This is a genomic window from Candidatus Neomarinimicrobiota bacterium (assembly GCA_036476315.1).
GTDB lineage: Bacteria > Fidelibacterota > Marinisomatia > Marinisomatales > S15-B10 > JAZGBI01.
This window is the reverse complement of sequence record JAZGBI010000071.1, coordinates 1-12,175: the sequence shown is the minus strand read 5'-3', so window position 1 is coordinate 12,175 and position 12,175 is coordinate 1. Positions and strand designations below refer to the sequence as shown.

Here is a 12,175-nt window from a genome sequence, read left to right as displayed (position 1 = left end):
GACACTGGAGACACTTCTGTCGTCACCAGCGAGTCGGTTGGAGATTGTCATGGGCAAGTTTTTCGTTGTCATGCTGGCGGGTGTGGCAACCGCGCTAATTTCCATGGTGGGTCTTTATCTTGCCGTGCGCCGGTTTCCCGAGATACCGCCGGACGTTCTGGATGTAGTTATGGAAATGCTGGGACCGAAAATGATTCTCATGATTCTTACACTTCTTCTCCCTATCGCCGCTTTCTTCGCGGCAGTGATTCTGAGCCTTTCCATCTTCGCCAGATCCTTCAAGGAAGCGCAAAGTATTATCACTCCCCTCAATATGGCTATCATCCTTCCCGCCCTGATTGGGACGCTGCCGGGCATGGAACTGAATGCCCGGACGGCTCTGGTTCCGATTCTTAATGTCTCCCTGGCGACAAAGGATGTACTTGCCGGAACCATCAACCCGGTGCACCTGGTGGAGGTGTACGTCTCCCTCTTTATCCTCGGTGCTCTGGGTCTGTGGGGCTGCGTGAAGTGGTTTAACCGCGAGGAAACACTGTTTCGGAGCTAAATGGATGCTCCAGCCGGGAATAAATCGTCTTGTGGTTCAGTGTCACGAAATTCTTCTCTTCTGCTCTTTTCTTTAGAAGAAAAGAGCGAAAAGAATCGTTGCTAAAGAAACATTCAACCCAGTTCTCGGCTCGCTCAAGGGATGAATTTAACTCATCCGGCAGCTGCCGGACTCAAACAGAAATTCATCCTTTTCTTTCGCTGACCTCGAACCATACGAGGCTGAATATTTCTCATGCGACACCCAGAAACAAAAAAAACGGCCTAAAAATCGTTTCGCATTGAAACGGGCTGGGCTCGACGGAGATCAGAATCAATTGCTGTTTGACCCCGATGGCTTTCGGGGGAGTTTAATTGATTCCTCCGGAGAGACCAGACCGGGCGGGAGGATTTTTCAGCCGGAGTTCTCCACAGGATCTTGAGATTTTGCAGTACTTTTCTTGCGACCAAGTAAAGTACGGAACAAGAAACATTTTCAACACAGCTCCCACAATCGGCGGCTAACAACAAACCTGTTTATGTACCAAAAGAATTAACCTCTTTATCCTGTGCTTACTTTGGAAGAAGGGAGCCAAGAGACGCCGAAGGGAGAACTAACTGAGGGTATGCGGCTGGCCGTTGATTCTGAGTTTGTGGGCAAGGTCCTGGAGCATGGCCTGTTCAAACTCTTCGTTGCTGTCATAACAGAAGCCGAAAACCGACTCCCACAGTTCACGGCTCTCCATGCAAAGGTAGAAGAAGACTCTGTCCTGCCAGGGTCGGAACTCATCCCAGGCGGTGCGGAACATCTCCTCTTTTGTTCCAATAGAGTAAGAATATTTCCCTGCCGTTTCCTCCATGGGAATCTGAAGAACCTTACTCGGCAATCCCGTGAGTCTCAGATTCTTGATTGCCGACTTGATAAAGGTCAGCGTACCGAAGGATACCATGACAACTTCTTCCGGTGAAAATAGAGAAAGAACATTCTGTATTAAGCGGGAATAGTCCTCCTTCCAGCCCCGGTAGTAAATCATGGGATGAAAATGGAACGCGACTCGAATTCCCCTGTCCGCCACCCTGCGGGCCGCGTCGAGTCGCTGCTCCTGCGAGGCTGTACGGTGCTCTTCATTGTCAATGATTAGTTGAGGATTCAGGGACCAGCTGACAAACACGTTTGGGGGCACATCCGCCTCAATAAGGTACCGCACGTTTTTCGACTTGGTCTTCAACTCCAGGAGCACATTTGGGTTCATACGGGCGAATTCGAACTGGGCATCCAGAATGCCATTTTGATTCCCAAGCAGCAGCGAATCAGACGACTGGCCGGAACAGATATGGTAATTCCTTTCGGGGTTGAGAGAGATATTGGCGAGCTTTTCAGAAAGATTGTTATCCACCGCAATGCTTCCGGGATCATAGAAAGTCTGTATGCTGCAGTAGCTGCATCCGAAGCCGCACCCCTGGACAGTATCGATGGTGTGAAGATTGCAGCAAACCGTTTTTTCCGAGGCAACGGGACACATACCGAAGACGCCATTGTTTCCCTGGTTGACGGCAAGTGTTTTCTTCTTTGATTCAGGAGAGAACGGGCGGGCTGAGGGCTTGGACGGATAACGTGTTTCCTCTTCACGAAGGGCCAGCCAGCGATCCTTGACTGTCTGAAGCATCTCTTCTTTGGATGGTCTGCCTGGGACGTGGATGGGTTCCTCATCCCACATGTGTAGATCAACAGAGATTTCGGTCATCTGGCGAAGTTCCTGAAACGTGAGCTGGTACCTGAACCCCATCTCCCGGACATACAACCGCAGTCTTTCATCCAGGCTCTGGTAAAGTGCCTGGTCGCTGAAAGACGAAAACCGTCTGGCATAGTCAATCTTCATTTTCCGCCGTTTCTTCTTCGTTTACCGTCAGCTCCATGAGGGATGTAACGATCCGCTCTATTCCTCCCATGCGATCCTCCATGAGCCGGATGACTCCGTTCCGGGAGATGCTCTCCACACGGGTGAGGCGATTGTCCGATATCACCTTCAATACGTGTACCGTCCCCGGATTGGACATCCTACTGGCCGCCCCATAGAAGCCAGACGCCTCCATATCATACACATCATCAGTGGGATAGTCACTGACGGGCTGATCAACCGTTCTTACCGGAAACGTTTTGCAGAACGGTTGAAATGGGATAGGGGGGTACCATGAGGATTCCGTCGTATCGTCAGTGATCCTGTCTGCCAGCACAGGGGTTCCCACAGGGAGATTTCTCTGACCGGCAATGCCCACGTTCAACCAGGCCGTTTGGTTGGAAGCTCCACTTTTCTCGCCAAGAAAGGCCGCAGCCATGGCCGCGAGCTTTCTACCGGCACCGGACACCACGAGCCGGACAGGGATTTCATCGTTTCCGTACGTTTTGAAACGAGCAGCTCCGTTCCGGGGAACGAGACCGAAGTGACGAACAATCGGTTCCGCCTCGGCAGACAGTGCCACAACGATGTTCAGCATGACAGACCCACAAATTCCTTTTCAAAAGCTGCGGCCTCTTCCCATCTGCCACGTTTGCGGACTCCCTTGAGATAGATGTCCAGCTTTTCTTCCAGGGTCCTGTGAGTCGCTTCCTGGTCCTCCTGGGAAAGGATTCCCGACTCGAGAATTTTTTGAAGAGCCCGGATGCGGAAACGGTCCATGCCCCAATACTTCCGGGAAAGCTGATCCGGGTGGCCGCCGTGCTTGATAAGGAGTTTTTCATCCAGATAAAGAGCCGGGAATCGGGCTGTGATACGCAGCCAGAGGTCGTAATCTTCGCATACGGGAAGGGCTTCGTCGAATAGCCCCACCGTATCAAAGACGGTGCGATGAATCAAGACACTTGACGGAGATATGCAACACAGGGGCAAACAGTTCCGGAAAATCCAGCCGCCACTCTTGTCGTGCTTCTTCTTTGGATTTACCCTGTGCCCATTTCGAATCCAGATCTCATCGGTGTGGCAGATCTTCATCCCAGGATTTCCCGTGAGATCGTGCAGCTGACGAGAGAGCTTACGGGGCAGCCATCTGTCATCGGAGTCCAGGAAGGCAATCCATCTACCTTTCGCTTTTCGAATTCCACTGTTTCTGGCGGCGCTCACGCCGGAATTGGATTGGTGCAAATAGATGACGCCATGATAATCGTCCCTGAGAAGTGCGGCCGTTCTGTCGGTGGAGCCGTCGTCTACAACAATAATTTCGCGGGGCACGTGTGTCTGGGCGAGAACCGAGTCGAGGGCACGTGGGAGAAGGTGTGCCCGGTTGAACGTCGGTATGATGACAGAGACGTCAGTTGGGATGATGGGACTCGAAAAGGTCATCTCTTTCGAGACTCTTGCAGGTGGCTTATCTGAGTTTTTTCCCGAGATATGAGGAAACTTGACCCATGGCGACCCTTTCTTGTTGCATGGAATCCCGGTCGCGAACCGTCACCGTCTGATCTTCCAGCGTTTGTGAATCGATGGTAATCCCAAAAGGAGTTCCCGCTTCATCCTGTCGTCTGTATCTTCTGCCGATGGATCCTCCGTCATCGTAGAAAGTGGGAAATTCGCCTTTCAGATCATTGAATATCTCCCGGCCGATTTCAGGCATTCCGTCCCGGTTCACCAAGGGGAAAATGGCGACCTTCGTGGGAGCCAGTCTGGGGCTGAGCCTGAGAACCACACGCTGCTCTCCCTTAACTTCTTCTTCGTGATAGGCGTCCGCCAGGATCATGAGAACCGGCCGGTCCACTCCGGCAGAAGATTCCACCACGGCAGGGGTAATGTGAGCATTCGATGAGGGATCGAACCAAGTGAGTTTCTTGCCGCTGTACTTTACGTGTTGATCCAGATCGTAGGTTCCACGATCCGCAATTCCTTCAAGTTCCGACCAGCCGAAAGGGAATTCGTACTCTACGTCGTGGCAGTCCACAGCGTAGTGGGCCAGTTCATCTTTTTCGTGCTGGCGGAGACGAAGTTTTTTTTCAGAGATCCCAAGGGACTTATACCAGTCGAACCGGTTCTGCACCCAGAAGTCGAGCCATTTTGAGGACTCTTCAGGTGTAACGAAAAATTCCAGTTCCATCTGTTCAAATTCCCGTGTGCGGAAGAGAAAATTCCCGGTGGTGATTTCATTCCGGAATGCCTTGCCGATCTGGGCGATTCCAAAGGGGAGTTTCATACGCGCCGTCGATTGGGCGTTGACAAAATTGACGAATATTCCCTGGGCCGTCTCAGGTCTCAGGTAGATGACTGAAGAAGAGTCGCTGGTCGGTCCGTAGTGCGTTTTCAGCATAAGATTGAACTGGCGCGGATTTGTCCAGTCTGTCTTTCCACAATTTGGGCACGGTTTTTTCAGGTCAATCTGGTCCGCCCGGAACCGGGCTTTGCAGTTCTTGCAGTCCACCATGGGGTCGTGAAATTCCTCTACATGTCCACTCGCTTCCCACACCTTTGGGTGCATGAGTATGGCCGAATCCATTCCCACCACGTCCTCCCGGCTCGTGACCACATCTCTCCACCAGAGCTGCTTCACGTTGTTTTTCAGTTCCACACCCAGGGGACCGTAGTCGTAAGTGGCCTCCAATCCACCGTAAATCTCCGAGCTCGGAAAGATGAATCCTCGCCGTTTGCAGAGGGAGACTAGTTTTTCCATTACTTCACTCATAACTGATCTGGTCCTGTAATCCTTCTAATGGAGAAGTGGAGTCATGGAGAAATGGAGAATTGGATGGTCGTCCAAATGATCGTCTTAGAACGGGGCTAGACAACAAATGCTTGACATCACGCATTGAACTCTTCCAGGTTGTCGTGGATGCGATCAACCCAGTCTGAGCTGTCGCGCTTTGTTTCCAGAGACTTAATGAGCTTCAGAAGTTTATTCTCGACCTCATAGTGTAACTTGTCTATCTGTTCGAATTGCTCACCTGAAATTTGCCCTGTCTCTCGAAGACCAATGAGTCGTGTCAATGTCTCTGACATGGAAGATAGGGCAATATATGTGAACCGAATGTATTCCTTTACCGAACGGCGGCTGTAACCTTCCGCTATATTTGAGGCTACGGATTGTGCTGAATTGTTTATCTGCGATCGTAGTTTAAAATCCATACTTGAATTACTATGTGTATGTTTCCAGATCATTTTGAACAGTTCGGTGGCCTTCCTCCAAACGTCAAGTTTCATGTGTCCGCGATTTATGTTCTGTCTCTTCGTATAATCAATCACAGGAGTTTTCTCCAAATCACCGAATTTCAACCCATTACTCCAATTCTCCAGTCCTCCATTTCTCCAGTCAAGATCACTCCATTTCCCTCAATTCCCTCTCGATGATGTCATCGTAGGGTGTTTTTTCTCTTTCAGGTATGACCGCTTCAGTCACGGGTTCCCCGGAACGGTGTTTTAGATAATTGACGAAAACAAGAACACCCACGAGGAATACCCCAAGCGGAACAAACCAAGCCATCAGGTTAAACCCGCGGGCTATGGGGGTAGCGAGGATCCTCTCACCGTAAATCCCCATGTAATGGTCAACCACTTCCTGTTTGGTTCTACCCTGGAATACCATTTCCCGGATCTCCGCCTCCATTTCCGCATCGCCGTGCTCGGCCACAGTGCCGTGAAAACACGATGCCATTAAGGTCTGTTTCAGTTCCCGGATGACGGCTTCTTCGTTTTCCGCCTTGAGGAGGGTTAGCGGAATCAGCGTGGCAACCATAATTAACTTCATTCTCATTCCACGTCCATCCTTTCTTGATACGGGGACTCTTTTTCTTCGGATAGGGAATTGTACCTTGTTTTACAGTGGGGGCAGAGGAAATAGGCATCACCTTTTTTCGTCATTCTTTCTTCGACAAAGTGGTTCCCACATTCATGGCAGTGATGGAGGACCGGTCTGTACCACGACACGTAGTCGCACTCGGGATAACGGCTGCACCCGAAAAAGGTCTTCTTCTTCTTTCTGCTGGTCCTCTCCACAATTTCGCCCCCGCATCCCGTCTTCGGGCACATAACGCCCGTCGTGAGAGATTCTGTGTGTTTGCATGTGGGGTAGTTCTCGCACCCCACATAACGCCCAAATCTTCCTGTTTTTATCAGGAGCCGACTGCCACATTCCGGACATACTTTACCCTCGAGAATTTCAGGCTCCTTCTCCTCTTCTGTGGTCAATGATTTTGTGTTTCGACATTCGGGAAAGGTGGAGCAGCCGAGAAATTTCTGGCCACGGCGGTTCCATTTGCTAACCATGGGACTGCCGCACACCTCGCACACCTCGTCCGTCTTTTCCCTCAAAGAATCTTTGATCTCCTTCTTGCGTCCGCTGACCGCCTCCATGGACGCCTGGAAGGGTCTGTAGAAGTCGTTCAGGACTTCCAGATAGTCCTGCTTTCCCGTCTCAATTTCATCCAGTTCCTCTTCCATCTTCGCGGTGAAACCGACGTCAAAGATATCCGGTAGATTTGTTGTAAGGATTTGACTTACCATGAGTCCCGTTTCCGTCGGGATAAGTTTTCCTTTCTCCTGTTTGACATATTCACGTTTGAAAAGACGCGACACGGTTTCGGCAAACGTGCTGGGCCTCCCAATCCCCAGACTGTCCAGCTCCTTGATGAGAGAGCTGTCGGTGAAGGAGGGGGGAGGTTTTGTGAAATGCTGTTCCGGTTTGAATGCGAGTTTCTCTAGTTGCTCCCCTTCCTCGATTTCTTGAGGCATCTCGAGCTCGTCTTTTTTCTTTGAGACAGGGTAGACCTTTCTATACCCGTCGAACGTCGTCGTGGAGCCTGTCGTCCGGAAGAGATGCGAGGAATTCGCGGAAACGACGATGGTGGTCTGGTCGAGCACCGCAGGGGCCATCTGGCAGGCGACAAATCTCTGCCATATGAGGCGATACAGTTTCAGTTCATCCTTTTCCAGTCTGTCAGTAAGGTTCTCAGGCATCAGAGACGGATCGGTCGGTCGAATGGCTTCGTGGGCCCCCTGGACGGTCTTTTTCTTCTGTTTGTAGATGCGGGGCCCGGCGGGGAGATAGTTGGAACCAAACTCTTTCGAGATCACCTCCCGGCAGGCCTTGACGGCCTGATCGGAAAGGCGCGTCGAATCGGTTCTCATGTAGGTAATAAGACCGATAGGCTCCCCTTTTCCTATGTCGACGCCCTCGTACAATTTCTGGGCGATTCTCATAGTCCGGGTGGGTGAAAGCTTGAGTCGCACGGAAGCGTCCTGCTGGAGCGTGCTTGTGATAAACGGTGGAAACGGATTTTTCTTGATCTTCTTGCGCTCGATGGAAGATACTTGAAAGCTGGCATCTTCGAGGGCTTCTTGAATCTTTCCCGTCTCTTCCCCGGTGGAAATATCCGGCTTCTCTCCCTCCACGCGGTAGAGCTGGGCGGTGAAGACTTCGTCTGACTTCGTCTTGAGATCCACATCAAGTGTCCAATACTCCACAGGCTCGAAGTCCACGATTTCCTTGTGTCTTTCGCAAACCAGCCGGAGGGCCACGGACTGAACGCGCCCCGCACTGAGGCCGTCAAAGAGAACCGTCCAGAGAAACTGAGAGACTCTGAATCCCACGATCCTGTCGATGATCCGTCTTGCCTGCTGGGCGTCCACGAGATTCATGTCCACGCCCCGGAGATTCTCGATGCCTTCCTTGATGCCACTGGGAGTAATCTCCGTGAAGAGGACCCGTTTTATTTTGTTCGATCTCCCGTTGAGTTCCGTTGCGAGGTGCCAGGCGATTGCCTCCCCCTCCCGGTCGGGATCGGTGGCAATGAGAATCGCGGGGGCACTCCGGGCCTTTTCTCTGATGTCTTTGATGATTCTTGCCTTTTTGGGGAGAAGTACGTACGTAGCCTTGAAGTTATCGGTAATGTCAACACCCAATTCATGCTCGGGCAGATCCTTAATGTGACCGTTGCAGGCGAGCACGCGATATTCCTTTCCCAGGTACCGGTTAATCGTCCGGGCCTTCGAAGGGGATTCCACAACTATGAGTGATCGTTCTGCCATCGTTTTCTCTCGCGCGTGAAAAATTTACGACGGGAAGGACAAAATCAAAGAGGTAAATGGGAAGGTGGAAACCACAGATTTCACAGATTTCGCAAACAAACAAGGCAAAAGATAAAAGGAAAAAGATAAAGGAGAAGGGATACAGGAAACACTAGCAATCCCTCGGTTCGTCATTGCCCGCGTGCCCTCCCTCTAGTCGGGAGTGGGCAGGCGATCCCGCCTTGACTTTCCTTGGTTCTCGTCATTGCGAGCGGAGCGAAGCAATCTCGTATGTATTTTGTAGGGGTAAGATGCCAGCTAAGAGATGCTATCCCGATTGGCTGGGGTGGCATCTCTTATTTCAGGAGAAAATCCATATCAGTCCCCATTGCGAAGATGGCTTACCAGGCGCTCCGTCTTCACATCAGCCTGTTTGCCGGTTGAGAGATTCTTCACAAGGACCCGGTCCTCTTTCAGCTCATCCTCTCCAATTATGACGGCATGAGTACAGTTCATACGGTCGGCTTCGCGCATCTGTGCTTTCAAACTGCGGCGAAGAGTATCGAATTCCGCTCGGATTCGTTCTTCCCGCAGGTCTCTGACAAGCCTGAAAATATCCCGTCTTGCCTCGTCACTTGCCGCAACCGCATAGACGGCTATCCCGCCATTTATCGGGGCAGTCTGCCCCTCTTCCAGGACGAGAAGTATCCGCTCAATTCCTGCGGCGAAGCCCACAGCCGGAGTGGGTTGCCCCCCCAGGTCTTCGATAAGATTGTCGTAACGGCCACCGCCACAAAGGGCATTCTGGGCTCCGAGACCGGGATGGGTGATCTCAAAGGTGGTGCGGGAATAGTAGTCAAGGCCCCTAACGAGTATGGGGGCCTCCACGTACGGTATGTCGAGATCCGTGAGATACTTTTTGACGCCGTCGTAGTGTTTCCGATCATCTCCATCGAGATAGTCCAACAGGTGAGGAGCATCCTGCAGAATTCCTCGTTCTTCCGGGTCCTTGGTATCGAGAATTCTCAAGGGGTTGGTCTGGAGTCTTTTCTGACTCGTTTCGCTCAGGTCATTCCGGAAGGGAGAGAGGTAGTCTGTGAGAGCGTCACGGTACCGGGTCCGACATTCTTCTGACCCGATACTGCTGATAAGAAGAGTCATATTCTTGATATTTAGTTCTTCAAGCAGTTTGTAGGCGAGGGCAATGACATCTGCGTCCTGTTCGGGATGAGGTGAGCCGATAGCTTCCACGCCGTATTGATGAAACTGGCGCAGTCTTCCAGCCTGGGGACGCTCCTGCCGGAAGAGGGAGTCGATGTAATAGAGTTTTGTGAGGGCGCCCGAGCGGGAAAGGTCGTGCTGGATGTAGGCGCGCATAGCGGGAGCGGTGAGTTCGGGCTTCAGGGTGAGACTGTTTTCCCCCTGGTCGAGGAAAGTATACATCTGTTTCGAAACGATTTCGCTCTCCTCGCCCACACTTCTCGCAAACAGCTCCGTCTGTTCGAACACAGGGGTACGAATTTCTCCGTATCCCCATCGTGCCATGAAGTCGTGGATCGTGGACTCCAGAGCCCGCCACCGGACAGTTTCCGAAGGGAGCAGATCTTTAGCGCCCTTAATGGCTTTGAATCGTCCGCTCATTAAATATGATCCAGCATTTGATTGAGAATTGAACCGGCTCTGTTAGCGTGTTCTTCCGGGACGTAAAGGGTGGCGCGTGACCCGGCAAAACTTCCTTTAATGCCGTAGGCACCAGTGAGAAAATTGGCCTTGATGTAGCTGGGAATTCCTTCTTTTTCGAGGATCTCTTTTACCATCTCCGCGTACATCTGACCGGGAAGCTCGTGGAGTGGAATCCATTTCACCTCCTTTGGGGGTTTTTCCTCCGGAAGTTCACCAACGAGGGTGGTATTGCAGTCAACACAAATCTCCACTCCCTCTTGATATTCTGATTTACACTCGAGACAGAACATGGTATCGACGAAAGAATTTGTCCAGGTCTTCAGGGAAAAAACAACAGAATTATCCACCAGCCCCTCGCACGCTGTGCGGGCGGGGAGGGCTGGTGATTCACGTGTTTCTCGACGGAAGAAGTGAATTGGGTTGCAATTAGGCTGCAATCTGGCTGCAATTGGGTGTAGGATAGACTGTAAGTCGCGCACATTTAGGTTCGCGGCAAAACAGCCCGATTGGCCCACGACGGTTCCCAACGAACTTTCGTTGTTTTGACCTGTTTTGGGGTAAAGCTTACGGCCATTTTTGGAGTTTCACCGGATGCGCCGTAATTTCTATCTGTGAAGTGTATTGAGCATATTTTATTTTCTTACTCAATCTTTCCTCTTTTTGTAATCACCTCAAATGTCACAGCCACCATCATCAAAGTCCCTCAAGACCAGCCCACGATTCAGGCCGGGATTGATTCAGGAATCGACCTTTTGAATAATGCAAAGAGAGAACTCCAGAAAGGTGATTATTTTCAGGCAATAGAGATATTGGAACGTATCGTTGCCGAGGATTCATTGTACGTCCAAGCCTTTTTCATCCTAGGTAGTGCTTATCAGTCCATGTCCGAATACAATAAGGCGCTACTACTACTCAAAAGGGCAAACCTGCTGGATCCGGATGATGTCAATATCATGCTTGCATTGGGAAGATGCTACATGGAATTAGGCCATTTATCGCAGGCACAAAAGCAGTTTGAAACGGTTTTGGGCGCAGATTCTTCCAATCCTTCTGCTCGTCTGAAGCTCGGAGATGTCTACATGAAACAACAAAGATATGGTCGTGCAAGTGAAACATTTCGTCCCTTGCTACAACATTCCCCAACAAAGTCTTATGTCTCAATGAAATTGGGAGTATGTGCGTACCATGCTGGTGATTTAGACCTGTCCAAGGTCCATCTTCGGAATGCCCATCAAATAAACCCTGGCAGTCCGGTGATTGTACTTCATTTGAGTCGCGTTTATCGCGATTTGGAAGAATTTGACTCGGCACTCAAGGTCGTAACTGAATGTCTACGGAAACATCCTAAACATCTGGCTCTTCTCCGTCAACGAGGGGATCTTCTGGTTAGCACTGGTGACTACTGGAGGGCCAGATCAACATACTACAAGCTGATATCCTTGGGAGATTCATCAGCGGTCGTTTTTCAGCGTTTGGGTTTTTGTCATTACTATACTGGAGAGATTTCATCGGCTAGGAATGCGTTTGGTCAAGCATTCCAGAAAGATAGTACCAGTGCTCTGAACTGTTTTTATCATGGTATCACAAATAAGGAACTAGGCAGTCATGAAAGGGCGCAAAGGCTCTACGGCAAAGCGCTGTCCTTGGCATTACCGAGCTTCTATCCTGATATCTTCGTGGAATCAGCGAAGTTGTACGAATCTGAAGAGGAATATGATAACGCAGTCAAAGCCTATGAAAAAGCTTTGGAATACGATGCAGATCGGTGTGAACTGGTGTTTTATGTTGCCGCAATCTATGATAAGCATTATGCGGATCGCAAAATGGCGTTATCGCACTATGAGAAATATCTGAAGCATGTGCGTGAATACGGTTGTGATTTCGATGAAAAGGTGGCCGAATATGCGGCAGCCAGGATAGAAAAATTGAGAGAGGAAATATTTCTTGAGGAGAAATAGCAAAAGGAGGTCAGAATGAAAAAATCC

General features: G+C 50.6%; 11 protein-coding genes. 2 read left to right on the top strand and 9 right to left on the bottom strand.

What is annotated here, in order from left to right:
• Positions 1 to 547, top strand: a 547-nt coding sequence (locus tag V3U24_07010) for an ABC transporter permease (GenBank protein MEE9167192.1), incomplete at its 5' end; no start/stop codon positions are given.
• A 592-nt stretch (positions 548 to 1,139) separates the two neighbouring features.
• Here the strand turns inward: V3U24_07010 and V3U24_07005 are convergent.
• From V3U24_07005 to V3U24_06965, 9 genes are all read right to left on the bottom strand, one after another.
• Positions 1,140 to 2,405, bottom strand: coding sequence for a hypothetical protein (locus V3U24_07005; protein ID MEE9167191.1), 1,266 nt, complete (start codon positions 2,403 to 2,405; stop codon positions 1,140 to 1,142).
• Positions 2,395 to 3,021 carry a hypothetical protein gene (locus tag V3U24_07000; GenBank protein MEE9167190.1) on the bottom strand — a complete coding sequence of 209 codons (627 nt, stop codon included), beginning with the start codon at positions 3,019 to 3,021 and terminating at the stop codon, positions 2,395 to 2,397. The genes V3U24_07005 and V3U24_07000 overlap by 11 nt, the downstream gene beginning before the upstream one ends.
• Positions 3,015 to 3,863 carry a glycosyltransferase gene (locus tag V3U24_06995; protein ID MEE9167189.1) on the bottom strand — a complete coding sequence of 283 codons (849 nt, stop codon included), beginning with the start codon at positions 3,861 to 3,863 and terminating at the stop codon, positions 3,015 to 3,017. Before V3U24_06995 ends, V3U24_07000 begins: the two co-directional genes overlap by 7 nt.
• 25 nt (positions 3,864 to 3,888) lie before the next feature.
• Entirely contained in the window at positions 3,889 to 5,190 is a 1,302-nt protein-coding gene (locus V3U24_06990; protein MEE9167188.1) for a glycine--tRNA ligase, read from the bottom strand.
• A gap of 116 nt (positions 5,191 to 5,306) precedes the next feature.
• Positions 5,307 to 5,747 carry a four helix bundle protein gene (locus V3U24_06985; protein ID MEE9167187.1) on the bottom strand — a complete coding sequence of 147 codons (441 nt, stop codon included), beginning with the start codon at positions 5,745 to 5,747 and terminating at the stop codon, positions 5,307 to 5,309.
• Positions 5,748 to 5,820: 73 nt separating this feature from the next.
• Entirely contained in the window at positions 5,821 to 6,255 is a 435-nt protein-coding gene (locus tag V3U24_06980) for a cytochrome c-type biogenesis protein CcmH (GenBank protein MEE9167186.1), read from the bottom strand.
• Complete coding sequence (gene topA / locus V3U24_06975; protein ID MEE9167185.1) at positions 6,252 to 8,528, bottom strand: type I DNA topoisomerase; 2,277 nt, start codon at positions 8,526 to 8,528, stop codon at positions 6,252 to 6,254. Before topA ends, V3U24_06980 begins: the two co-directional genes overlap by 4 nt.
• A 357-nt stretch (positions 8,529 to 8,885) precedes the next feature.
• Positions 8,886 to 10,148, bottom strand: a complete 1,263-nt coding sequence (gene hisS / locus V3U24_06970; GenBank protein MEE9167184.1) for a histidine--tRNA ligase — start codon at positions 10,146 to 10,148, stop codon at positions 8,886 to 8,888.
• A complete protein-coding gene (locus V3U24_06965; GenBank protein ID MEE9167183.1) occupies positions 10,148 to 10,537 on the bottom strand; it encodes a DUF2007 domain-containing protein in 390 nt (129 codons plus the stop codon). Before V3U24_06965 ends, hisS begins: the two co-directional genes overlap by 1 nt.
• A 264-nt stretch (positions 10,538 to 10,801) precedes the next feature.
• On the opposite strand from V3U24_06965, the gene V3U24_06960 reads away from it, so the two are divergent.
• The gene (locus V3U24_06960) at positions 10,802 to 12,148 is read left to right on the top strand and encodes a tetratricopeptide repeat protein (protein MEE9167182.1); all 1,347 of its coding nucleotides are present in this window, start codon (positions 10,802 to 10,804) and stop codon (positions 12,146 to 12,148) included.
• Positions 12,149 to 12,175: the final 27 nt, after the last annotated feature.